This window comes from Robertkochia marina (assembly GCF_004799345.1).
GTDB lineage: Bacteria > Bacteroidota > Bacteroidia > Flavobacteriales > Flavobacteriaceae > Robertkochia > Robertkochia marina.
This window is the reverse complement of record NZ_SSMC01000003.1, coordinates 542,723-567,853: the sequence shown is the minus strand read 5'-3', so window position 1 is coordinate 567,853 and position 25,131 is coordinate 542,723. Positions and strand designations below refer to the sequence as shown.

Genomic DNA, 25,131 nt, shown 5'->3' with positions numbered 1-25,131 from the left:
TATTCAAAAAACACATACATTTATTACAGATTAAAATCATTTTTCTCATGAAGGTATCGACAGTTGTTTACCTCTGCTCCATCCTGTTCTTACAATCTGTTTCGGCTCAGGATCAAAAGGATGTCAATGTGAGGCCACCCGATACCCTTCCCGAGGTCGTAGTTACTTCCCTGCTGCGCCCTGAAAAAATAACGCGAACACCGGCTTCAGTACAAGTATTAACGAGCAGGGAGATCGATCTGTTTGCAGGATCTAACACCGGCGAACTCCTGGCTACCGTGCCTGGGGTCGAATTCACCCGGTACGGGGTAGATGGAACCACCTTTAACGCCAGAGGACTTAACAGTGCTTTCAATAATAAGGTCTTACAGATCGTTGATGGACGTATCAGTACGGCAGCATTGAGCGGGGGACTACCTGTTTTCAATAACGGGACCACCATTAAAGATGATATTCAGCAAATGGAGATCGTTCTGGGGCCACAAACAGCACTGTTCGGACCTAATGCCCACAACGGGGTGTTCAGCACGATCACCAAAGATGCACGTCAATATCCCGGAACCACCGTATCACTCAGCACAGGGAATCAACGTCAGTATAGCGGGCGCTTAAGACACGCTCAAATCATAAATAACCGATGGGCATTTAAGGTTACCGGCGAATATGCCGGAGGGCGTGAGTTCAGTTTTACAGACAGCGTTTATCTTCCCAATTCGCCAAAAGGTATTCCGGAACACGAGGTTGATTATGATTTCCGACATCTTCGGGGGGAAGCACATTTGTATTATACCCTTAACCCAAAGGCTGAAATCATTGTTTCCGGGGGAGCAAGTACTAATGACTTTATACAAGTTACCACAAGCGGCCGCAATCAAATGAGGGATCTAGGGTATAGTTTTATACAGGCACGTTTTAAAAGCCCCCACTTCTATATCAATGTATACAACACCTGGGGAACCCTTGGCAATAGCTATGTTATTCCGCGTTATACACAAATCTTCTATGCCCTGACACAGCCGGGGCCTCAGTTTGTGCCCCCTGATGAAGCGGAGGAAATAGCATTAAAACAGGCAAGTTTTAAAGAAAGAAGTCAACGATTTAATGCCGATCTTCAATATCATAAAACCTTTTCCGAGGCAGGATTATTCCTGGTGGCAGGATTAGACTTTGAAAATGCACGTCCGAATACCTCCGGAACAACCGTAGTAGGTGCAGCCAATGCTATTTCCGTTTCCCAACTGGGAGCCGTATTACAACTGGAAAAAAAACTTCCTTATCAAATGCGATTGATCGGTGCACTGAGGTATGACAATAATGAAAATTTCGAAAGTCTGTTTGCTCCAAAAATCACCTGGGTAAAAGATCTTGATAAGATCAGTATCAGGGCGGGATGGGCTAAGGCCTATGCGCTGCCTACCATATTAAATCAATACACAAGGGCTAATGATTTGGTATTTGGTAATGGCGGCGAAGGCATCAGGTATATTCCAAATAATACACTGATCAATGATCCCACAGCTGTTCAGACCACACAACCCCTAAAACCTGAAGAGGTACACACCTGGGAAATAGGTATCAAAGGACAACTGACTCCGAAGTTATGGGTAGATGCTAATACTTATTACGGTAAAAGCAAGAACTTCATCACCCCTACCTTACCAGTAGGAGGACGAGCCCTTTCGGTAGACGGGATCTCCGTTGATCACAACCCTGCGTTTGCAGGCACTGTAACTAATGACACTCTGCAAGGCGCCACCTTTTTATCCTTCTTTAATTATGGGAAAGCAAACGTTTACGGATTGGATCTTGGGGTCAATTATACCCTGTTACCTTGGGTGCAATTAGCTGTAAAATACTCCTGGATCGATGGAGCATTTGAAGAAAATGACGCCAACAGGGACGGGGTGATCTCGCCTAATGAAAAAAGCCTTAATGCCCCGAACCATCGTGGCATGGCTATTTTAACAGTTGAAGACCTTTTAAAGAAACGGCTTAACCTGTCCTTCGGGGCAAGAATAGTAGAGAAGTATGATTTTTACAGTGGTAACCAGCAAGGAAGTGAAGCCGGTGCCGGCAGCAGAATTCCCCCAGGCAATTACAATTATGGCCCTTTGGGTGGGTTTACCACTTTCAATCTATTTACCCAATATGACTGGAGTGAGGCTCTGTCCTTTAATTTCAATATAACGAACCTGTTTAATACTCGTCAGATCGAATTCGTAGGTTCTCCATCCATTGGAAGATTAGCTATGGTAAGTATTAAAATCAACTCTCTATGAGTTTAAAAATAATTCACCTGGAAAATTCATTATTAACGTTGATTTTTTTGCAATTGACTTCTTCTATTTCCTTTAATCCAAAGTTTTAACGAACATATCTTTTACACTTAAGTTAAGAGCAAAAATCTTCATGATTTAAATGTATTTATAAGAAAGGTTTTGCTATCGATAATGGGTTGCTTCCCAAGATATTGGAAGGTTGATTTTGAATATTAGCATAAGAACGGGAACAATCAAACAGGGCATCGTGAATTACATCAACAATCCGCTGAATGTAAGAGAAGATTACCCGGACATGCCACCCCAGGACTATTTGGATGAGGAAGCTAAATTAGCTGTGGCGGAGTATATATTGTCATTGAAAGAATAAAGAAATTGCTCCCATTTGTACCGCAACCTTTGCCAGGAAAGATTTAAAGAAAATTGGTATTGATTCCCTTTATGTTTATTTTAATTGGGTAATAAACTAAACGCTACCCGGCAAAAACCTTAGATTTCTGCCGCCTACATCCAGCTGATGATTAGAAAGTCCTTTTTCTACGTATTTCTAATAGTCCTGGCTATTGCTTTATTTGTGAATCCCGACTTAAAAGCAATTGCCGCGGGTATCGCCATTTTACTTTTTGGGATGATCATGCTGGAGGAAGGGTTCAGGGTGTTCGCCAAAGGTCCTCTTCGAAGCATTCTAAAAAAAACAACTGACCGGTTATACAAGGCCATAACCACCGGGGCCTTGGTCACAGCATTGATTCAATCAAGTTCACTGGTTTCGGTAGTAGCTATTTCTTTTATTAGTGCAGGGCTGATACCATTAAGTGGAGGGATCGGGTTGATATTTGGAGCCAATATTGGAACTACGGCCACCTCATGGCTCGTTGCGGGCTTTGGTTTAAAATTGAAGATCTCAGCCTTGGCTATGCCCATGCTGGTATTTGGTGTTATCTTTTCGCTTCAAAAAAAAATTGGCCTCCGTGGCCTCGGCAATATTCTTTCGGGATTAGGCTTTTTTTTCCTGGGTATTCATTATATGAAAGAAGGATTTGAGGTATTTAAGCAATACCTTGATCTGACTCAATATGCCATACCGGGTTTTGCCGGAATTGCGGTCTACACCTTCGTCGGGGTGATCATTACCACCATTTTTCAATCGAGTAGCGCAACAATGGCCCTGATTTTAACGGCTTTGGCGGCCGGTCAGGTAGAATATGAGAATGCTCTTTCTCTGGCCATTGGCGCAAATATAGGAACCACGATCACAGCAGCTATTGGCTCTATCAGCAGTAATATAGATGGGAAAAGACTGGCAGGGGCACATTTTATCTTTAATTTAATAACAGGTCTGCTGGCCCTGACTTTTATATATCCATTGGGCAAATTGGTGAATTCCATGGCGGTATGGTTTGGAATCTCCGCAGATGATTATACCCTGAAACTAGCCCTATTTCATACTATTTTTAATGTTCTGGGGGTGCTTTTCATGCTTCCCCTTATAAAGCGCATAGAGCGATTCTTAATGAGATTTGTAAAGGAGAAGGAAGATAAAGATATTGACAAACCTAAATACCTTAACAAAAGTATCCTGAAATTCCCGGAAACCGCTGTTACGGCTTTAACGCAGGAGTCTGCCTATCTGTTCGAAAATGCCCTTTTTGAAATCGTCACTCACGCTTTGAACATCCACAGATCTGCTATTAAATCAGATCTGAAAGCAAGTGAGATCGTACGGCGCTCCACCATGGATTTGAATGTAGATGTCAGGGCCCTGTACTACAGTAAGGTGAAAACCATTTATGGCGAGATCATAAGCTATGCCTCCACTGCCCAGGCCTCTCCTGAAATGGACAAAGGAATTAGAAAAAGAATCGCCGATATCATCGTTGCCAACCGCAAAATGGTAGAAATTATTAAAGCGGTTTTTGAAATCGGAAAAAATATCTCCCTTTTCCTGGAATCAGAGAATAGGTATATAGTAAGAGAGTATGATAAATTCCGAAAAAAAATTATTAAGGTCTTGCGTACTATTTATAAATTCAGGACTCATCAAGATCAGGACATTTATTACGCCCAGCTTGTAGCCCTTAAAGAAGCGGCTAAAAAAGATAAGTATCACACCAATAATTCCATTAACACCCTGATCAGGAATAATTTGATTACCCCCGAAATGGCATCCTCATTAGTGAATGATAAAGACAACCTGAACCAGATCATTAAAAACCTTATTTCGGTAGCTGAGCTGCTCTATGGCCAAAAAGACTCTTTATTGGAAAATGGAAAGTAAACATATACCTCATCGCTATTTGATGCATTGTGCTCAAACTGAAACTAAGAGCTTTACTCTTCTGTAAAGAAGGAATATATCCTTCCGTTTTAATCGGAGGGCCTACGAACGGTGTTGGCAGGACGAATTAATTTTTATAGTGAAGAGCCATTAGGTGCAATGGTAAAAAGACCTTTTTACCTATCCCCATACAAATGACCAAAATGAAGAAGGCAACCCCAATCGTATGGTGATCCTTGACATTCCACAGGGCGTTGTGAATTACATCTACAATCCGTTCAACGTAAGAGAAGATTATCCGGATATGCAGTTCCATGTCTGTATGGATAAGGAGGCCAGGCTGGCGGTAGCAGAGTTTATAGTATCGTTAAAAGAATAAACAACTATGGAACTATTGCAAAAAGTAAGCCCTGGCTCGTACAGGGCTTATTTGTATATATTTTACTTATCTATAGTCTGTTTGAACAGGTCGGCAGGGATGCCGTTAACTCCATTCTCCCCACCCCAGAACCATGGAAATCGCCGAGGGTAATTGAAGGGTATAAATACCGCAATGGGTACCCAAAGCGCCACAAAACAGCACCATATGGTTGAAAGCTGGTATCTCCAGCCTAATTCACAGTAATGGTGGCTTCTCCCCTGATGTCTCTGGATGAGGCGCCGATCAATAACTTGTAGGTGCCTTTCTCTACCTCCCAGGCTTTCTTATCAACGTTGTAATAGGCCAGGTCTTTTACCTTAAAGCTCAGAGGTAATCTTATTGTTTCTCCGGCCGGAATAAGCGACTTCGTAAAAGCCTTCAATTCCTTTGCTGCCCTTTCCACTTTAGAATTTTCAGCTGAAACATAGAGTTGGACCGTTTCTTTACCATCCATGTTCGAGAGATTACTCACATCCAGGTTGACATAAACCGTATCCGTTTCAGCATATTCCTGTTGATCGGTAACGAGATCACCATATTGAAAATCAGCATAAGACAACCCATATCCGAACTCGTAGAGGGGTTCCACTTTTTTTGTATCAAACCAACGATACCCAACTAAAATGCCTTCCTCATAGGTCACCGAGTCGTCCCCGGGAAAGCTATTGGTAGCATGGGCAGGAGATTCTTTGAGTTTCTTAGGCATGGTCCACGGCAATTTACCGGAAGGATTTACCGTCCCGAGCAGCACATCAGCAAGGGCATTACCCCCTTCAGAACCATTGAACCAACTCCACACCAGAGCATTCGATTGCTCACTGACATGCTGAATATCAAAAGGCCCACCGGCAATAACCACCACAATGGCATTGGGATCTATTTCCAGGACTTTTTCGATAAGTGCTTCCTGTCCGAAAGGCAGGTCCAGGCTCGCTCGGTCAGAAGCTTCCGTCTCATAATCCCGGTTAGAACCGGCAAAGACAATGGTCAGATCGGAGCTTCGCACTGCTTCCAACGCCTCCTCTATCAATTCGGGCTCAAGTTCATTAATAGGCACAGGACCGCTAAGGGTGATATCTCCGAATTTTGCCTTTTCATTTTCCGCATATCGTTCACTATACCCCTCGGCATATAAGATCTCAATACCTTCAGGAAGCCTGTTCTTTAATCCTTCCAGGGGGGTCACCTCCCTTTTAGTCTTCACACCTGCACCATACCCTCCAAGAGCATTTTTCTTGGTGGCATTATTCCCGATCACCGCTATACGCTGAACGCCCTCCATTTTCATGGGCAAAAGGCCCGAATCATTTTTAAGAAGCACCACAGATTCTGCTGCGATCTCATAGGCATCACGAAAATGGGCCTCGGTATTGATACTTCCCTTTTTCTGCCCAATCCCATCAATGGTCTTCAGATTGAACATCACCCGAAGAATACGTTTTATATGTTTATCAATTTCCGCTTCACTAATCTCTCCCTGTTCGACTGCCTGTACCAATGGGTCGGCAAAAAAGAATTCATTAAATGGTTTCGGGGTACCCATCTCGATATCGGTTCCTGCCTCAAGCGACTTTTTGGTGTCGTGCACAGCAGCCCAGTCGGAGATCACGATCCCCTGGAATCCCCATTCTTCCCTTAGAATGTCTTGTAACATATAACTGTTCTCACAAAGGTATTCTCCGCGAAACTTATTGTAAGCGCCCATAAAACTGTATGCCTGGGCATCAATAGCAGCAGCCTTGAATGCGGGTAGATAGATCTCGCGTAACGTGCGCTCATCCACCAGTACATCCACATAATCCCTATTGGTTTCCTGGTTGTTTACCGCATAGTGTTTTACACAGGCAGCCACATCATTTTGTTGAACGCCTACAATGAACGGCACTACCATTTTAGCGTTTAAAAACGGATCTTCCGTAAAATATTCATAGGTACGACCTCCAAGCGGGGTTCTGATAATATTAATGGCTGGAGAAAGCAGTTCATCCTTTCCTCTTGCCCTGGCCTCTTCCCCGACACTGTTCCCAAAAAGGTGGGCCAATTCAGGGTTCCAAGTGGCGGCCAATCCTCCGCCTGCGGGATAATAGGTGGCAAAATCATTCTCCCAGCCCGCGGGGGCCCAGGAATCCCTGGAGATCTCCTCCCTGACTCCCAGCGGACCATCGGCCATGGTTAATTCGGGAATTCCCAACCGCTCTACGGCCTTATTGGCAAACATACTGTTACCGTGTAACATCCCGATCTTTTCCTCGAGTGTCATTAAGGCGATGATACTATCGATCTTATTATCGAATTGGATCGACAGTTCAGGAACCTGAAGGGTCGTTTCTTTTTTCACTAATTCTTTTGATTTTTCCGAATTACAGGATGCGCTTATCAACATCAAAACAACCACTCCTGCCAGCAATACTGAATATTGTTTCATTATATTGGGTATAAGATAATTTAATTCATTAGGGGTTAGTCCATCTGACACACGCCGGTCATTCAGTATTCTGCATTAATCCCGCCTTATTCTTCTGCTACTACAATTCGAATACCTCGTCAGACTATACACTCCTATGAACAGAGGCTCATTACAGCAGTATCACTCACAAACAGCATACAAGGTACTATGAGAGGCATGAATTATAAAATGAGATATATCATGTGTTCCCGGATTTTGTAGCCGGTCAAATAAGAAATAAAAAAGATGATTTTATGGCTGTGGTGAGGACATGGGTACGCTGGAAAAGAACTGCTTTTATATGCCCTCGCTCACGATTATGAAGACATCTTAGGAGATCGAACAAAGAACGACTTTACCCTCCCCTTTTTCAGCAGGGACCTGCCTACCGTCAAGAAGGAGTAACCTACGGGCGGAGGTGGAGGCGAAGGGCAGAAGGGAATATTGCTGGTGATAAGCCCCACCAAGTTTTCACCTTTCACAGGTTACTTGTCACCTGTTACTTCAACTGTATTCTTTGTATACCATGATCAGTAAACTACTTCCCATAATGATAGCGACAAGCCGCTATCCATAATTGTCCGTCCTCATATTTATACACCAACCGATGTTCTGAGGTTATTCTTCTGGACCAATACCCTTGTAGATCGCCTTTCAATGCCTCAGGCTTCCCGATGCCTTCAAAGGGAGATCGCATACAATTCTTAATAAGCTCATTGATGCGTTTCACGATCTTCTTATCCACCTTTTGCCAATAGAGGTAATCATTCCAGGAGGTTGCAGACCAGATAAGCTTCATCTATTCGATCAGGTCTTTTTCAATTCCCTTTCCTTCTTCCAATTCTCTGATAGATTTCAACAACACATCTCTGTTCTTTCCTGATAGCAGGTAGGTAGTCTCTTTTAAGGAATTGTATTCGTCCAGGGAGATCAATACAAGATCTTTACCGCCTTTGCGCTTGATAATGACATCGCTTACATCGTTGATCACCTTATCAAACCAATGCTTCAGGTTAGCACGAAACTCTGTGTAATTTACTGTTTCCATGTTTCAAAGATACAATAAGTACGTAAATAAGTACTTATTTAATTGTCATTGTAAATTGTTATTCTTGAATGGCTTCTCGAAATATACAGGAGCCTTTATTCATTTTATCATGAATTTGGGGTCAGCTTACTATTTTTAATTTGTTTTTTACAACCCTCCTGTTTTCCGGAGTATTAAACCCGAATTAGAAAGATCAACAAACTTCGCATACAACTCTCAATCTAGTCAACTGTGACCATTGACGTAATGGTTGTTTCCCAATGGTTTGATACAAATCGGGAGGAACCACTTACCGCTATATGTGAAAATGGTTCTCAAAAGGTAAATTTGATCAAAGAGCTATCGTATACCTTTTTGGTAATGGTTAATTGTAATGCGCTCTTATTCTCTGAAGACTCTATTAGTACAATCTTTTCAGCATTCAATGAAAATTTATATTGGTCAGGAATATTAAGGCCTTTTATGTTTAGAAGAATGGTATCCTGTACATATTTAATCTCGGGGAATTTCAAATCCTGTTGATCAAAGGCAAGGAACAATTCCCTTAAAAAACTTTGCTGACTGGTTAGGGTATTAAAACATTCTGCAACGGAGTTATCTCCCCAGTCCTTTGGGGTATCATTCCAAATGATCAGGATGGATGCAGGAATCAGAATAATTAATATTTTAAATACTTTAATCATAGAACTGATATAAAATTCATCGCCCATTATGTATTCTCCTCAACACTTATGCCAATGCTTCTTAGTCAATTAAAAAGTCATAGGTATTATCATAAATGCTGTTGGGTTGTATTGGTAATAATGCCTTAGGAATCAACGGGTGATCGATGTCCACTTCTACCCCCCGCAACCAAGCCAGTTTTGCAAAGCCCAGGGCGGGTAAAGAAAATAATTCCGAACGAAGTTCATATATTCCATTTGTTTTTTTATGATTTCTGGGAAGAAGAAAGATTTGTAGTAACCGATTCACTTCTTCTGTTTCTCCACTGATAATGGCACGAATAATTGCTTCATTTTCTTCCTTTAAGCCCATTTTACGATGTTTTATATGAAAAAGGTCTAATAGTGCTAAGGCTTTTTCGTCTTCTCCAATCGCCACTAGGGGAATAATGTATTTCAAACTTCCTTTTTTGATATCTTTTTCATATCCTGCATACTTCCAATTCACCATTCCATAAATCAGATCTTTGGCATCACTTAGCAGGGCATAGGTATTATCTTGTGTCATTCCTAGAATCATATTTACCGTAGTGCTTTTACACAAATACTCCTGTACCTTACCATAAAGAAAAAAACACTGTTTGGCTTTTTCCAGATCGTTTTCCACAAATAAATAATACCAGGATTTGGTTTCATTAATCCCCCGAAGTGATCGGGCCATTGAATACTTTCTTTTATTTGGTAAATTCCAATCTAAAGTAATTTGCTCCTCTCTGGCAGCCTCTTCTAAAAAAAGCTTATTTAGAAATCTTTTAATTTCTTCAGTCATACTAGTTTATAGTAAATACAACTATCTCGTCTTTAAATTTATCTATTCCCGTTACTACCTTAGTTACTATCCCATCATCCATCCCTTGCTTTAGTATAGGAGCTAATGCAGAAACCTCCTCATCAATAGACCGTTTCATCCTTTCAATAACATTGTCTATCCAGTCATCCGACATCTGTACAGGCAATGTTTCCGTGCCTGAATTCAGCTTTATAGAACCATCAGCTTGAACCTGTTTTACTTCATGGACGATTATCTCCTAAAAACCAAAAAAAAAAGCTTCTACCCCTATATTCATTACTTCAGAAAGTCATAGGTTTTATCATAAGTGGTGTTGGGTTGTATTGGTAATAATGCCTTAGGGATTAACGGGTGATCGATGTCCACTTCTACCCCCCGCAACCAGGCCAGTTTGGCAAAGCCCAGGGCGGGTAATGAAAATAATTCCGAACGAAGTTGATATATTCCATTTGTTTTTTTATGATTTCTGGGAAGAAGAAAGATTTGTAGTAACCGATTCACTTCTTCTGCTTCTCCACTGATAATGGCACGAATAATTGCCTCATTTTCTTCCTTTAAGCCCATTTTACGATGTTTTAAATGAAAAAGGTCTAAAAGGGCTAAGGCTTTGTCGTCTTCTCCAATCGCCACTAGGGGTATAATGTATTTCAAACTTCCCTTTTTGATATCTTTTTCATATCCTGCATACTTCCAATTCACCATTCCATAAATCAAATCTTTGGCATCACTTAGAAGGGCATAGGTATTATCTTGTGTCATTCCTAGAATCATACTTACCGTAGTGCTTTTACACAAATACTCCTGTACCTTACCATAAAGGAAAAAACATTGTTTGGCCTTTTCCAGATCGTTTTCCACAAATAAATAATACCATGCCCTGCGTTCATTAATTCCTTTAAGGCTATAAACAGGTCGTAGATCACCTGAGTTTGCTCGTATTGATTTTACAATTTCCTCTTCAGAGGAGAATGATTCGTTGAATAATTGTATTAAAGCTTCGTTAGCTGTCACTATTATTAATATTTACCAGGACTTAAAACCAATGTCCTTGAAAAAATATACTTCTACAAGATTAATCTTTTTATTTATAGAAAAAAATCTCTGATATAAAAATTAAAGGTGATGCAAGAAAAATGAAAAGAAGGATTAAAGATAACACCCAAGATTTGCTTTCCAGTTATTGCAGGTAACCTTCGAGGTCACCTTTTTGATGGCCTTAGATAGGCTTACTTTATTAAGAGTTTGGGATTTTAATATTTGGTAATTCCGAAGGGCGGAGGGGGTTGATTACTCGCCACGCTCCGCGTGCCTGGTGATCCTGTGGTGGGGTGCCTCATAGGACCGAGCGTTTAAAAAAGGTCCCGCGGACCTTTTTAGCGACGGGGCCAGCCGGCGGGTGGGCAAAATCTACGCCAAGGCGTAGTATCGGTTTTTTTATGCCCTTTTACTTACAAGCGCGAGCGCTTGACGCTTTTCAGTTAGTTGGGAAAAAGAAAGTACAGGATTCACTCGCCTTCGGCTCGTGATCCTGTGGTGGGCTCGTTGCTCATGAAAGCCGATCAACAAATATCTCCCTATGGAAATGGGTCCCTTCCCCTGACTGGGGGAAGGTGGCCACGCTTAAGCGTGGACGGATGGGGGCTTCTTAGAAGAAATCTGAAAATTTAAGGAAGTACTGATTTGAATTGCATAAATAAGATAGTCAGGATTCACGCCCCTTCCTGCGTCAGGGCCGTGATCCTGTGGTGGGGTGCCTCATAGGACCGAGCGTCTAAAAAAGGTCCCGCGGACCTTTTTAGCGACGGGGCCAGCCGGCGGGTGGGCAAAATCTGCGCCAAGGCGTAGTATCGGTTTTTTTATGCCCTTTCGCTTACAAGCGTAAACGCTTGACGCTTTTCAGTTAGTAGGGAAAAAGAAAGTACAGGATTCACTCGCCTTCGGCTCGTGATCCTGTGGTGGGGCAGCCTCATGAAAGCCGATCTACGCCAAGGCGTAGTATCGGTTTTTTTATGCCCTTTTGCTTACAAGCGCGAGCGCTTGACGCTGCAGGGCATAAAAAAAGCCGAACAACATACTGTTGTTCGGCTTTCATGGTCGGGGTGGCAGGAAGCTTGTCCTGTCAACGCCAACCCTTATAAATACTGAATATTTTCCACTTTTCAACGCCCGGTTAACCATATGGGTAACCTTGAATTTCTATTGCAAATTATAATTCTTTTCAATGTGATTCATACAATTATCTAAAAAAAATTCTAGATGATTTATAGGTTGTCCATTGTTAAGTACTTCTTTAAGTGAAATACGGTCATTATCGTAATCTGAATTACTAATCATCGCCTTGATTAATTTTACATATGCACTAATGTTGTAAGGATATGATTCAACTACCACATCATAATTAGGTAAATAATGAATTGTAATTACTATATACCCCTTAGAATTTACCAGCTTAATATATCCATCATCCCGGGTTTCCTTCACTATCTCGAACACACTTAAATTGTGCTTAGTTATAAAGTGTTTGGTAATATCAAGTATATTTTCAATTATTTCTTCCTCCCAATTATCAGCAATCGCCATAAAATTTCAATTTTGGTAACTAATAGGATTAAATAACCTTAAAAACTAACCCATCCATTTATTCGAGCCAATTCGCCATAAATAATGGCTATGCCGCATATTACTAACAGGATCATTCCAACGGTAGCTTTGAAATCCACCAATCTATCGAGCATAGAATCGCCCCCTAGTGGTTTATGAAAAATTTTGAAGAAAATGAAAGCGGCAATAAGGAATAAGCATCCTTTTCCAAGTTCAACGAAGTCGATCATATTAAGAGAAAAGAGAGTTAAATTGAATTCTCAAATATCGCTTTACCGAGATTTCATATTACTCTAAGTTATATAGAATTATATAAACAGACATGGATAATTTTCCTTTTCTAAATAAAAATAAATTGAAGATTTAATTTCTGGAACAAAAGATTTGAGAAATAGATAGTCGACATCACCTTTTTAGCATTTTTGAAATTATTCATATCACATTCTTGAGTCTATTAAATTGGATTAAAATTCTAGGTTATTAGTTGACATTTGTTCTTGATAGCAGAAATTTAATTCTACAATCACTATTTGAAATACTGATTTTAATCATTTACGTAATATCATTGAACAAAAGAAAAAGTACTTATTAAGACAGCCTTTAACGCTGTAGGTTCGATAATTGAATTTCAGGTATATTTACATATTTTCAACTTTGAAGGAGTACTGAAATTTAAAGAAGAATGCCAAAAAGAATTTTAGTGATAGAAGATGAGCATAATGTTGCCTTATTTATAAAGCAGGGGCTAATGGATGCTGGTTATGAGGTTGTATTAGCCTATGATGGTGAGAAGGCTTTTGAATTATTAAAACAATTTAGTGTTGATCTCGTTGTCTTGGATATTATTCTTCCTGGAATGGATGGGTGGGAAATTGTCAGAAAAATTAGGAAGAATGGTAACTTCGAGTTACCTGTAATTATGTTATCGGCATTAGGTATGACTGAAAATATAGTGAAAGGATTGGATTATGGAGCTAACGACTATTTGGTCAAACCCTTTAAATTTTCGGAGCTTTTGGCTAGAATACGAGCCTTAACAAGGGTAACCTCCTCCCGGTTAAAAGATGACAAAAAAATAATCTTGCAAGATTTGGAGCTTGATTCCGATGCTAAAATTGTTAAAAGGGCGGGTAAGGAGGTAAAACTTACGACCACGGAATTTCGTCTGTTAGAATTCTTGTTGAAAAACAAGAATAGAGTCTTGAGCAGAATGGATATTCTTGAAAGTGTTTGGGACATCAATTTTAACATGGGTACCAACGTTGTGGATGTCTATATCAATTACTTGCGTAATAAGATTGATAAGGATTTTGACACTAAACTAATTCATACTGTTATAGGTATGGGGTATGTCATCCGGGATTAAAAAGAGAAATCTAATGCCGCTCAAGACCAGAATTACATTTATTTTCATATTGCTAACCGGGGTGTTTCAAATAGCGATATTTCTGTCCATTTATTTCTTCTCAAAAGACTATACGGAAAGTGAATTCTATAAAAGACTTGGTGAAAGAGCCACTATCGCTGGTCAGGTATATCTTGAGAAAGATGAGCTCACTATTGAAATCTATGAGGCAGTAAGAATTAAACACTTGCAGACCCTTCCTTTTGAAAAGGAAAAAATTTATCCCTTCGACCCCGAATTCGGAGTTCTGAATACCCAACCTAAAGACAGTTTACCAATGCATTTTTTCAAGATGGTCATTGAAAATAATTATGCAGAATTAAAGCAGGGAGAAACCTATTACACAGGGTTACTTTATAATGATAATCAGGGAGATTTTATAGTTATAGTTTCTGCGCGAGACCTATATGGAAAAGGGAAACTTGAGAATCTGAGAAATATACTTGTTCTCGCTTTTTTATTAAGCATGATCGTTATTTCGATTTTGGGGCAATACTTTGCTGAACAAGCACTTAAGCCTATTTCAAGGATTATAAAAAGGGTAAATACGATAAAGGCAGAAAATCTGAATTTGCGCCTGGAGAAGGTTAATGGCAGGGGGGAGCTGGCTGATTTGACTCAAACATTCAACAACATGTTGGATAGACTTGAAACTTCTTTTGAAATGAAAAGCAACTTTGTTCAAAACGCATCGCATGAACTTAAAAACCCTTTAACAGCTATTATTGGTCAGGCCGAGATGGCCATTGCCGATCCTGAGAACATAGATTTAAGCATGAAGGCGTTACAGGCAATTAAAACCGAAGGGGATCGTCTTAATAGACTCCTTAATGTTTTGTTTAAATTGGCCTATAATGATCCGGATTCTAAAGACCTAAAGATTGATCTAATCCGTATTGATGAGGTCTTGATAGGGTTAAAATCCAATTTCGAAAATGAGATCTCTCATCGATTAAATTATAACTTTCAAAGTTTACCTATGAACCCAGATGACCTCATTTTCAGAGGAAATATCGGGCTCATTGAAATAGCACTCATGAATATTTTAGATAACGCACTAAAGTATTCTAAAGAAGGGGATGTTTATATCAGTGTTAAGGTGGAAATGAATACCATAATAGTTGAAATTGAAGATCGTGGTATTGGAATCCCCTTTAATGACCTTAAAAATGTTTTTGAACCTTTTTACAGGGGGGGTAATACCAGGTCGTTTAGAGGATTCGGTTTTGGTTTGCCATTGTCAAATAAAATAGTACGCCTTCATGGTGGTTTGATAAGAATCCATTCGGAGGTGGAGCAAGGTACTTGTGTAAGGCTCGAAATACCAAATATTTCTAAAGGGTATGAAGTAATTCTTTAATATTTTAATCTGATTTTAATCTCGTTCTTATTCTGCTTTAATGCTCGCATCCTAATCTTGTTGTCATAATCAAATGACAGTTTATGAGAACAATCATGATTCCCACCGACCTTAGCTCAGGATCGTTGAAAATTGCAGAAGAATCTTTTAAAATATTTCCTGATGAAATCCTTAATATTGTATTTGTTTTTCCATATCGCCTGCCCGGAAGTGCTACTGAATTATATTGGTATTCTCCCAGTAAAATCATTAATGAATATACCGATCAGGATTTCCATCAAATGAAGGATGAATTGGTAAGAAACCATTACCCTAATATTAGTACCATTTCAGTAGAGATATTCACGGGCATTAATTCACGTGCCTTTAATAATTTCAGAAGTCATCATCAAATTGAATCGGCCATTGTTCCTCAAAAAGGATTTTTAGATTTTTCTAAAATAGACACGTACGACCCGCGAAAATTAATATTTAAAACGATTCCGAATGTGCATGAGATCTCCATCACCAAGGACTCAATAGCTCCTCAAAGTATTCATCAACAAAACTCCGGAATACTTTCACTCATCAAAAGAGTTCTCCGCAACTAAAATTTTAAATAGTATCCTATAATTGAATCCATAGGAAGAAATGGATGAAATGAAATCATTTTTAGGTCCATTAATCTGTCGGTCACAGCAGGTGCAATTTGCACGAACTTATTGCCGTATTCAGGACTCTGTTGAATTCTACAGATTATGGGCGTATTCCTTAATAAAAAGCTTAAAACATACATGAGACTCACAATCTTATTAATACTCCTGTCGATTATTGGTGCGAAAGCCCAAGACCTTAAAAAAAGTATAACTGACAGCATTTATATTCATGAAGTTGAGCAAGAGAAACCTGCAAAAATATTACATGCCGAACCACTTTATATCGACTTAATAAGGGATTTAGGAGCACGGAAGGGTGAAAAGGAATGGAACGTAGGTTTTGGTTTAACTGATAGAAACGTATACGACGAATATGAAGCATTAATAGAGTACGAATGGGCCCCCGCCAACAGATTGGGGTTGGAAATAGAACTACCGTTTTCAATTTATCCATCAGGGCAAAATGGCAACACTCCATCGAGTAAACTAAACAGTCTGAAAATTGCCGGACAATATTCATTCTTTGTTTCAGAGAAGTTTAATACTAGTATGGCATTTGGTTATATCCATGAAATTGAGTTGACTGGTTTTGAAAATTATGGCAAAGAAAAACTTTTTACAGGCAATATTTATAATCCGTTTTATATCGTTGCGAAGCGCTGGGGATCAAATTTTCATTCATTAATGTACACCGGACCACAATTCACCCACCACTTTTCTGATGGTGCCATAGACACTAATTGGCAAATCAACACCAATTTTCACTACATGATAAGTGGAACTAGAAATTTTATCGGAGTTGAGTTTAATAAAAATGTGGGTAAGGATTATTTCGACATGACTATAAGACCTCAAATGAGGCTAGGAGTAATGGATAATCTTCTGATAGGGATAGTTACTGGAATCCCTATCAGTCGGGAAAATGAAAGATTCAGTACGTTCTTAAGGCTTATATATGAGCCTGGACATAAACATTAGGGTTACAATTAAAATTAATAATGCTAAGAAATGTAAAAGTAGCCAAGGTGGCTTTATCAATAGATAACATTGAAAAATGCAAGAATTCTCATTCTGTAGACGACGTATAATGCTAAAAATGGTCCTTTAAATTACCATGAATCAACAGAACATTGATATGAAGGGTAAGTTGAAAAATCTATATTCAAGACTTCTAATCTCTATTTTATTAGTAGCTCTCCTGGTTATGCTTACCAATTGGCTAAATCAAATCTATTTTTCAAATCATAATATTAATACCCACCAGAATTGTGTCAATATTCAAAGTTTGCAAAATATTTATAACCAACATAGCTCAAAATGGTCTGAAGTGGATACCGTCCACGGTCGGCATAATCTAACTATTTCTAAAGAGCTTGAGAGATTATTTCAAGAACTTGATAGTATCAGATTTTTCTCCTCTATCTCCTTGCAGAGCAGAGATACAGAATATCTCTACCCTGGATTTTTAAAATCAGAGCGATCTGTATCAAGTCTTTATGAATTAATAGAGGATTTAAATCAATCTAAATATTCTATAAAGCAAATTTTAGGGCAAATGGATAGCCTACTTGTCACAAATCCAGATAAAAATATATCAGCACCTAAGATCAAGGATAAATCAAAAGATTTAGGAAAGCTACTTTTAAATGCTGAGTTAGTTTTTATTATAATTATTGGGATAATTATTCAATTAGCCTTGTTATCCAACTGTAATGAATAATATTATTGCCTTTTTCATGAACGTTAAAATCTGATCGAAAGGTTTATTTATGAAGTAGGAGATAAATCTAGAAATGACTGCATAATAATCAAATTTAAATAGATAGGGATAAAATCTTGATCATTCCAATGTTCATATGAATAAAAAAGTAATAAGCATAACTGACTGAAGGAGTACATATTAGCTTATAAATGGAATAACCGCAACGAGCTTCAGCGCGTTGCCCTCTTGCTATTCCATTTTATCCTAATGGAATAACATCACTTTTAAACTAATAATACACAAGTTTATTACAGCTGAATGACCGATAATTTAAACCCCTATCTCAAGACAATGCTTCAAAACAACTAGGTACCTATATGGAAAGATTTTAAGCTGGGCGTGATGAATATTTACAGCCAAGGCAAATACCTTGTATCTTATCGATACCTCTTAACTCATAAAAAGCTTCCTACTTAAAAGATTAGAAATATAGAGAGTTTCGAGGTATTATTTCTCCGAATTTTCTTGTTTTTCTCTTCTTTCTACAAATTCAATAAAATATTCTTTTACCTTTTTGTTCTTCCCCTTTTCATCTTCGAATTTTTCTAGTAATTCAGGATCCGTAGCCTCCAACAGATCACGCATTGTGTATTTATTCAACTCCATGAACTTACCATTGGCAAGGTTAAAGAATCCATGTGTTTTGTTATAAGTATTACTAGTGTAAGAACCGTTTCTAATAGTAGATTTTTGCAAGAATTCCAAATAGCAAAATTGACCGTAGAACTCAACTTCATAAAAGTTAGTCTTGGAATCAAATCCTTTCATGGCAGCAGGATTTATAAAGACATGATTACCATCGCTGAATCCGATAATACCACCCATCTTCTCGGCTTCTTTACGCTTTATTTTAAAGCGTTTTACCGGATGTCCCTCAAGACCCATAAGCCCATGAGAAGCTTTTTTATCCTGAATATTAAATTTCGAGAGTTCCAGGGAAGGGGCATTCGTGATAAACTCAGTATATGTTTTATAAACTCCTGGTTTGTAGGTAGACTGATTCCAGATAAATTCTTGTGAAATACTGAATTGACTGAATAAAGTCAAACAAATTATTAGTAGTGTTTTTCTCACAATATATGTTGATTTAAATTACGTATTGATGGTAAAACTAATATTATTTCTTAACATGCCTAAATTTTACCCTTGAAATCGCGAAAATTTAAAAATCCTCATCCCGCCTAGTAAATGGTGTGGTTAAATAAAAAATATAGTTTGTGGAAGGTCCATCATGATCAACCTAAAAAGTTGATTTTAATTATCTTACGTTATCAACATGGACCAGTTAACAGAACCTTGAACCTTGTTCAAATCGGCACATCCAGAGGCAAAATTATAGGACTTATTGAAACTTTTGGAATAACAACCTGTCCCTTCCTTTGTTCTGCCTTTTGTATATTGCTTTTCCTTGGGTTAGATTTTGTTTTTTCGTCAAATTGCGTCAATTTTTTCGTTAATAATTTCCAGTGTTTACAGGGATTCTCAAATGGTTTACTGTAGATTTCAGAAAAATCTACTATAGGCCTTGATTTTATATTGTATTCCGAAATCATTTCAATTAACAGGCTTTCAACTTGTTGAAGACCCAAAAACAACCATGATGGCAATCTGCGCATCACCCTCTTGCTATTCCATTTTTATCCCTATGGAATAAAATCACTTTTAACGGACTTTCATTGAAAAGCTCAACACCCGAAAACCCCATACTTTCTTTACCCGGAGCGTTTCCCTTGCCACTTTTTAACCCTATTGAACGCAGTGAACATTTTTTTTCACTATGATCCATACTTCCTTCAGAGCCGTCGCTGTTCCCTTTTCAGCCCGGACCTTTTTTTTCTGGAACCGGCGACTTATAAAAAGGAAGGGAGCGACCGGCTTTATGCAGTCGCCTCCAGAAAAAATAAACCTTTTCTGAAAAGGGTGGGGACGGGTCTGGAGAGGATGGCTCGGGTAATATTTTTAGCCCTTAACAGGGCTGCGGACTCCTTTTAAAACGGAGTCTTGAAAAGGTGTCCTAGGGTGTACCAGCAGGCGCTTTTCCTGAAGGGAAATGGGCCTGGGTTTCTTCCGAGCGGTTTACAAACGTTTAAACATAAATAATTTAAAAGGTTTTGAGGGTTTTTAGGGTTGCATGGACGCTAACTTTCGTTCCAGATCCTCCATGTCTTGCCCTATTTTCTTTTGCAATACCCTGGCATAGATCTGGGTGGTGGCCAGTTTGGTATGCCCCAATAATTTGGAAACGGTTTCTATGGGCATCCCGTTGGAAAGGGTAACCGTGGTGGCAAAGGTATGACGGGCGGTATGAAATGTAAATTTCTTGGTGATCTCAGCCTTTGTGGCGATCTCCTTTAGATACGCATTGATCTTCTGATTGGAGTAAACAGGTAACAATAACCCTGATTGACTCACCCTGGGGTGTTCCCTATAGCGTTCTAAGATCTTAAGGGGGATGGGGAGTAAAGGAATATTTAAAGGCACCCCGGTCTTAGCCCTTTTAGATTTGATCCAGAATTTACCATCAGCCTTTTGCACCAGGTTTTCTTGTCTCAGCTCTTTTACATCGGCATAGGCCAGGCTGGTATAACAGGAAAACAAAAAGATATCCCGGGTGATCTTCAGGGAAGCCCTTTCCGGTTTTAGGTTGATCAGTTGCTCCAACTCCTTCTGGCTTAAAAACTCCTTATCCACCCGCTGGAATTTAAGTTTATGGTGCCTGAAAATATTCCGGTCCATCCATTCCAACTCGTACGCCATTTTAATGAGCTTTTTAAAGCGTTCCAGGTGCTTCATGACGCCATTGTTATGCAGGGTGGGTTGCTGTCTTAGAAAGTGCTCAAAATCGACAATGAAGCGCGATTCCAGTTCTTTTAAGACCAGGTTATCTACCTTATAGGTTCGTTTTAGAAAACGGAAGATGTATTTTTCTGTGGCTCCGTAATTCTTTAAGGTACCCTTGGCGAGGATACCTTTCATCTTTTCCTTGTGGTAGGTAAAGACATCTTTCAGGGTTTTCCCGCTGCTATCTTCTCCTGAGTACCGTTTTTTGATGTTAACGGCCGAGATAAACCGGCCTTCATAGCGCAGCTCTTCATAACAGCGGTGGATCCTGGCTTCGACTTCGGCTAACTTCTTGTTCAGCGAGCGTACTTTTTCAGAGCGTCCGACGATCCTTCCGCTTTTGACATCCCACTGGGAGGGTTCTACCCGGATCTGGGTGCTGATCTCTGCGCGTTTTCCTTCTACGGTAACACGGGCATAGACCGGTAACTTTCCTCGTAGGGCTTTGGCTTTTACCGTCCAGAAATTGATGTAAAGAAATTTTGTAGTTGACATACCCTTGCGTTTTAATGAAACTTTGATTCTTGGCAGAATTCCAAAGTCCCACACGGGTACCTGTGAAGTTAAAAATTAATGCGGTTCTAAATTAGGTCACCTTAGAGGTAACCTTTCAAACTACATCAAAAAGAAATATTCCTATGAAAAAAGGGTCAAAAAAGCCCATTTTCATAGGAATATTCAGTATTTGTGCCTCATTATAGGCTCAATTCGTCGGGGTGGCAGGATTCGAACCTGCGACCTCCTGCTCCCAAAGCAGGCGCGATAACCGGGCTACGCTACACCCCGAAAATATTTTTTCGGTATCCCAATATGTCAGTCTTCTTGGTTGGGGCGGTCACGCCACAGGCGTGACGACCTCCTGCTCCCAAAGCAGGTGCGATAACCGGGCAGAGACCCGCCACGCTCTCGCGTGGTACACCCCATTCAGTTAAAACTGACGGTTGCGGAGAGACAGGGATTCGAACCCTGGCAACGGTTACCCGTTGACAGATTAGCAATCTGCTCCATTACCACTCTGGCACCTCTCCTGTTCAATGTTTGTCTGAACGTGCAATTCTAAATTGCGGTTGCAAATGTATATTATCATCTTGTTTTGCGCAACCTTTTTAGGTATTATTTTTTAAACAACTTTCTTCCCCTCTGCCCTACAACCACTTACTATTCGGGATATTCTACACGCAGGTGGTAGATGTTGCTCAACTTGTGCTTCAACACCTTCTTAATAGTCATTATTTCCTTAAAAGTAACATTGGCATTTACGAACTGATTTTCCTCTACCTGCTTGTCAACGATACGCTCTACAAACTCTTCGATCACCGAGAATGTCGGGTTCTTTAAACTCTTGGAAGCGGCCTCCACCGAATCGGCCATCATCAGGATGGCGGTTTCCCTTGAAAACGGAATCGGGCCCGGGTAACGAAAATCCTCCTCATCAACCTCCCCGGTGCTGTCCATCGCCTTTTTATAGAAGTAATACACAAAACTGGTTCCGTGGTGGGTTCTTATAAAGTCGATCACCCGATCGGGAAGCTTGTTCTTTTTAGCGATCTCAATGCCCTCCAGTACGTGATCAATGATCACCCTGGCACTTTCCTCGGGTTGCAGCTCGTTATGCGGGTTCACACTGGTTCTTTGATTTTCGGTAAAAAACATAGGATTATTCATCTTCCCGATATCGTGATACAATGCCCCTACCCTAACCAACATCGAATTGGCACCGATCTCATTGGCGGCCGCTTCCGCAAGATTGGCCACCTGTAACGAATGGTGAAAGGTTCCGGGGGCCTTATCTGACATTTCCTTAAGCAATTTCGAATTGGTATCGCTCAACTCCAGCAATGACACATCACTCACGAGTCCGAATACTTTTTCGTAGATATAGATCAACGGGAAGGCTGCCAGGGTAGCCAAACCGTTCAGAATGAATTTAGCGAAGGTGAACAGGCTCGCGTTATCAAGATTCCCTTCGTGTATCACCAAAAAGGCAAAATAAGCAATGATATACACCAGGGTGATCTGAGCCACCGAAACGAAGAGATTCACCCTTTTATGAAGTTCAGAAATGGTTTGGATGGTAACAATACCGGCAATGATCTGCAGGAATAGGTATTCGAAGCTGTTCGGCACGATAAAGCCCAGCAGCAACACCGTAAGAACATGTGCGAAGAGTCCGAGCCTGGGATCAAAAAATGCTTTTAAAATTAATGGCAGAATACATATGGGCACCACGTAGACATAATCCACATTGAATTTGACCACCGCAGTGGTCAGGAAGATCATTATAAGAATATTGAACATGATGAAGGTCACCTTGTTGTTATTCTCATAGGTTTCCGGTCGGTACTTCCTCAAAAAGAGCATCAACATGAACAGGGTAAGGGCCACCAGCATGACATACCCTAAAACGATCCAGTTATAGTTGCGTTCGTTCCAAAGCTGCGATTGGTATTCTCTTCTCAGGGAGACCAGCATATTGTATTTCTCACCTTCTACAACCTCCCCTTTATCAATAATACGCTTCCCCTTATCTACATTACCCCTGGTACGGGTTACCCTCGACAATTTGGAATCGAGCGTTATAGCCGTGAGCTCCTCATCAAAGAATACATTAGGTCTTACCACGTCAAAGAACAACCCATAAAAAGGACCGGAGTATGCATCCATCTTCATATCCTGAAGCCTGCTGTTTATATAAGCCTCCAGCTCATTGATCTTAAGGAGCTGCCCAAAGAGAATGGTGGTTTCTTCATTATCCCGTACCACATTGACCACCTTGTCGTTGCTCAGATCTTCTGAAGACCGTACCACCCCTGTTTCATAGATATTCCTGATCAGGTCTTCTCCGTTCTCGAACAACCGGTTAAACTCCCGGTTCGAAAAACTGTCTTTCACAAAAAAGGTTCCGAAACGCTCCCTGTAATCAGCCAGAACAGTTTCGCGTATATCCCTGTTGTATTGAAAATATTCAGGATGGTTCAAGGTGATCTCTTCCCTGTCGAGCGCTATCTCCTCATCGGTTTTGTAGATCGCAAAATCAAAAGGCGCATACAAGGTTTCTTCCTGCCATAACTTTCCCTTTTGAAAATCGTATTTGAATTTTCCTCCCTTAGGAAAAACATAGACGATCAAGGCGGTAGTGATCACAAAAAGGATGCTCTTGTAAATAAGCGACTGGTTAGCGTAAATGGTATCAAGAAAACGCTTCATGGGTTGGGATATTGATATTCAAATGTAAAAAAAATAAGTCATCCTGCCGTTCATATTAATAAACCCTCGACTTATGAATATCGTATTAAATTACCTAAATTCGCAACAGTTAAAAATTTCACGATATGAACAAAGTAGTTATAGTTTCAGCGGCCAGAACTCCTATCGGAAGTTTCCTGGGTGCACTATCCACCATACCTGCTCCAAAACTGGGAGCTACTGCCATTAAAGGCGCCTTAGAAAAGATCAACCTTGCTCCTGAGAAGGTCGACGAGGTTCTCATGGGTAATGTTGTTCAGGCCGGAGTTGGTCAGGCCCCTGCCCGACAGGCTGCCATCTATGCAGGTATTCCTGACAGTGTACCGTGTACTACCATAAACAAAGTTTGTGCCAGCGGTATGAAAGCAGTGATGCAAGGTGCCCAGGCCATCGCCCTTGGTGACGCCGAAGTGGTGGTTGCCGGAGGAATGGAAAACATGAGTATGATACCTCACTACGTACACATGCGTAACGGACAGAAATTTGGTCCCGCAACCATGGTTGACGGGCTTCAAAAAGACGGATTAGTCGACGCCTATGATCAAAACGCCATGGGTGTTTGTGCCGATGCCTGTGCTGCCGAATACAGTTTTTCAAGAGAAGACCAGGATGCTTACGCCAAGCAATCGTATGAGCGTTCTGCCAAAGCCTGGAGCGAAGGTAAGTTCAGCGACGAGGTGGTACCTGTAGAGGTTCCGCAAAGACGTGGAGAACCTGTTATCGTTGCAGAAGATGAAGAGTTCAAGAATGTAAAAATGGATAAGATTCCGGCTTTACGTCCGGCCTTCAGCAAAGACGGAACTGTTACTGCTGCCAACGCCTCTACCATCAACGACGGTGCAGGTGCCGTGGTATTGATGAGCGAAGCTAAGGCTAAGGAATTAGGACTTACCCCTCTTGCCACCATTTTGAGTTATGCTGATGCTGCCCAGGAGCCTGAGTGGTTTACTACTGCCCCTGCCAAAGCGTTACCCAAAGCGCTAGGAAAGGCCAACCTAAGCCTGGACCAGGTAGATTATTTCGAAGTAAACGAAGCCTTCTCTGTGGTAGCCTTAGCCAATATGAAATTGCTGAACATGCCCGAAGACAAGGTGAATGTGAACGGAGGCGCCGTTTCTCTCGGACACCCTCTGGGATGCTCCGGTGTGCGTATTTTGATCACCCTGCTCAATGTTCTTAAGCAAAATGATGCAAAGATCGGTGCTGCAGGAATATGCAACGGCGGTGGTGGAGCTTCTGCCATGGTCATTGAAAGAAATTAATCAATACAACCAACCTTATATACTAAGACTTACTG

General features: G+C 40.4%; 21 protein-coding genes and 2 tRNA genes. 10 read left to right on the top strand and 13 right to left on the bottom strand.

All coding sequences use genetic code 11. The features are described from left to right. The first annotated feature begins 47 nt into the window (after positions 1 to 47). From E7Z59_RS13125 to E7Z59_RS15330, 4 genes are all read left to right on the top strand, one after another. Complete coding sequence (locus E7Z59_RS13125) at positions 48 to 2,279, top strand: TonB-dependent receptor plug domain-containing protein (protein ID WP_136336790.1); 2,232 nt, start codon at positions 48 to 50, stop codon at positions 2,277 to 2,279. 247 nt (positions 2,280 to 2,526) lie between these two features. Next, positions 2,527 to 2,649 (top strand): cytochrome c, encoded by a 123-nt coding sequence (locus tag E7Z59_RS15460; protein ID WP_242015677.1) that lies wholly within the window; start codon positions 2,527 to 2,529, stop codon positions 2,647 to 2,649. 147 nt (positions 2,650 to 2,796) lie between these two features. Continuing rightward, positions 2,797 to 4,557, top strand: coding sequence for a Na/Pi cotransporter family protein (locus E7Z59_RS13120; protein WP_136336789.1), 1,761 nt, complete (start codon positions 2,797 to 2,799; stop codon positions 4,555 to 4,557). A 226-nt stretch (positions 4,558 to 4,783) separates the two neighbouring features. Continuing rightward, a complete protein-coding gene (locus E7Z59_RS15330; protein ID WP_168731301.1) occupies positions 4,784 to 4,936 on the top strand; it encodes a hypothetical protein in 153 nt (50 codons plus the stop codon). A gap of 232 nt (positions 4,937 to 5,168) precedes the next feature. Here E7Z59_RS15330 and E7Z59_RS13115 read toward each other — a convergent pair whose 3' ends face one another. From E7Z59_RS13115 to E7Z59_RS13085, 7 genes are all read right to left on the bottom strand, one after another. Continuing rightward, positions 5,169 to 7,403 carry a beta-glucosidase family protein gene (locus tag E7Z59_RS13115; RefSeq protein WP_242015678.1) on the bottom strand — a complete coding sequence of 745 codons (2,235 nt, stop codon included), beginning with the start codon at positions 7,401 to 7,403 and terminating at the stop codon, positions 5,169 to 5,171. Between the two features lie 559 nt (positions 7,404 to 7,962). Next, positions 7,963 to 8,223: a Txe/YoeB family addiction module toxin gene (locus E7Z59_RS13110; protein ID WP_136336788.1), complete on the bottom strand. Its 261-nt coding sequence runs from the start codon at positions 8,221 to 8,223 to the stop codon at positions 7,963 to 7,965. Next, complete coding sequence (locus E7Z59_RS13105) at positions 8,224 to 8,472, bottom strand: type II toxin-antitoxin system Phd/YefM family antitoxin (RefSeq protein ID WP_136336787.1); 249 nt, start codon at positions 8,470 to 8,472, stop codon at positions 8,224 to 8,226. Between the two features lie 314 nt (positions 8,473 to 8,786). After that, entirely contained in the window at positions 8,787 to 9,155 is a 369-nt protein-coding gene (locus E7Z59_RS13100; RefSeq protein WP_136336786.1) for a hypothetical protein, read from the bottom strand. A gap of 61 nt (positions 9,156 to 9,216) precedes the next feature. Next, positions 9,217 to 9,963: an Imm49 family immunity protein gene (locus E7Z59_RS13095; protein ID WP_136336785.1), complete on the bottom strand. Its 747-nt coding sequence runs from the start codon at positions 9,961 to 9,963 to the stop codon at positions 9,217 to 9,219. Between the two features lie 297 nt (positions 9,964 to 10,260). Then, the gene (locus tag E7Z59_RS13090; RefSeq protein WP_136336784.1) at positions 10,261 to 10,995 is read right to left on the bottom strand and encodes an Imm49 family immunity protein; all 735 of its coding nucleotides are present in this window, start codon (positions 10,993 to 10,995) and stop codon (positions 10,261 to 10,263) included. Positions 10,996 to 12,180: 1,185 nt separating this feature from the next. Next, entirely contained in the window at positions 12,181 to 12,564 is a 384-nt protein-coding gene (locus E7Z59_RS13085; RefSeq protein ID WP_136336783.1) for a hypothetical protein, read from the bottom strand. A gap of 703 nt (positions 12,565 to 13,267) precedes the next feature. Between E7Z59_RS13085 and E7Z59_RS13080 the strand changes: the two genes are divergently transcribed. The 5 genes from E7Z59_RS13080 (at position 13,268) to E7Z59_RS13060 (ending at position 17,705) form a co-directional block, all read left to right on the top strand. Continuing rightward, complete coding sequence (locus E7Z59_RS13080) at positions 13,268 to 13,951, top strand: response regulator transcription factor (RefSeq protein ID WP_136336782.1); 684 nt, start codon at positions 13,268 to 13,270, stop codon at positions 13,949 to 13,951. Between the two features lie 13 nt (positions 13,952 to 13,964). Beyond that, positions 13,965 to 15,350 (top strand): sensor histidine kinase, encoded by a 1,386-nt coding sequence (locus tag E7Z59_RS13075; protein ID WP_168731300.1) that lies wholly within the window; start codon positions 13,965 to 13,967, stop codon positions 15,348 to 15,350. An 83-nt stretch (positions 15,351 to 15,433) separates the two neighbouring features. After that, positions 15,434 to 15,940 carry a hypothetical protein gene (locus tag E7Z59_RS13070; RefSeq protein WP_136336780.1) on the top strand — a complete coding sequence of 169 codons (507 nt, stop codon included), beginning with the start codon at positions 15,434 to 15,436 and terminating at the stop codon, positions 15,938 to 15,940. A 183-nt stretch (positions 15,941 to 16,123) separates the two neighbouring features. Then, positions 16,124 to 16,963, top strand: coding sequence for an HAEPLYID family protein (locus E7Z59_RS13065; RefSeq protein WP_136336779.1), 840 nt, complete (start codon positions 16,124 to 16,126; stop codon positions 16,961 to 16,963). 136 nt (positions 16,964 to 17,099) lie between these two features. After that, the gene (locus E7Z59_RS13060) at positions 17,100 to 17,705 is read left to right on the top strand and encodes a hypothetical protein (protein WP_136336778.1); all 606 of its coding nucleotides are present in this window, start codon (positions 17,100 to 17,102) and stop codon (positions 17,703 to 17,705) included. A 489-nt stretch (positions 17,706 to 18,194) separates the two neighbouring features. On the opposite strand, the gene E7Z59_RS13055 is transcribed toward E7Z59_RS13060, so the two are convergent. From E7Z59_RS13055 to E7Z59_RS13030, 6 genes are all read right to left on the bottom strand, one after another. After that, the gene (locus E7Z59_RS13055; RefSeq protein WP_136336777.1) at positions 18,195 to 18,821 is read right to left on the bottom strand and encodes a hypothetical protein; all 627 of its coding nucleotides are present in this window, start codon (positions 18,819 to 18,821) and stop codon (positions 18,195 to 18,197) included. A 233-nt stretch (positions 18,822 to 19,054) separates the two neighbouring features. After that, on the bottom strand, positions 19,055 to 19,363 hold the full coding sequence (locus tag E7Z59_RS13050; RefSeq protein ID WP_136336776.1) for a hypothetical protein: 309 nt from the start codon (positions 19,361 to 19,363) through the stop codon (positions 19,055 to 19,057). Between the two features lie 505 nt (positions 19,364 to 19,868). Continuing rightward, positions 19,869 to 21,083 carry a site-specific integrase gene (locus E7Z59_RS13045; protein WP_136336775.1) on the bottom strand — a complete coding sequence of 405 codons (1,215 nt, stop codon included), beginning with the start codon at positions 21,081 to 21,083 and terminating at the stop codon, positions 19,869 to 19,871. A 216-nt stretch (positions 21,084 to 21,299) separates the two neighbouring features. Next, positions 21,300 to 21,374: transfer RNA gene (locus E7Z59_RS13040), tRNA-Pro, on the bottom strand. 158 nt (positions 21,375 to 21,532) lie between these two features. Next, a tRNA-Ser gene (locus E7Z59_RS13035) sits at positions 21,533 to 21,616 on the bottom strand. A gap of 130 nt (positions 21,617 to 21,746) precedes the next feature. Further along, the gene (locus E7Z59_RS13030) at positions 21,747 to 23,795 is read right to left on the bottom strand and encodes an HD family phosphohydrolase (protein ID WP_136336774.1); all 2,049 of its coding nucleotides are present in this window, start codon (positions 23,793 to 23,795) and stop codon (positions 21,747 to 21,749) included. A 125-nt stretch (positions 23,796 to 23,920) separates the two neighbouring features. On the opposite strand from E7Z59_RS13030, the gene E7Z59_RS13025 reads away from it, so the two are divergent. Continuing rightward, positions 23,921 to 25,096, top strand: coding sequence for an acetyl-CoA C-acyltransferase (locus tag E7Z59_RS13025; protein WP_136336773.1), 1,176 nt, complete (start codon positions 23,921 to 23,923; stop codon positions 25,094 to 25,096). Positions 25,097 to 25,131: the final 35 nt, after the last annotated feature.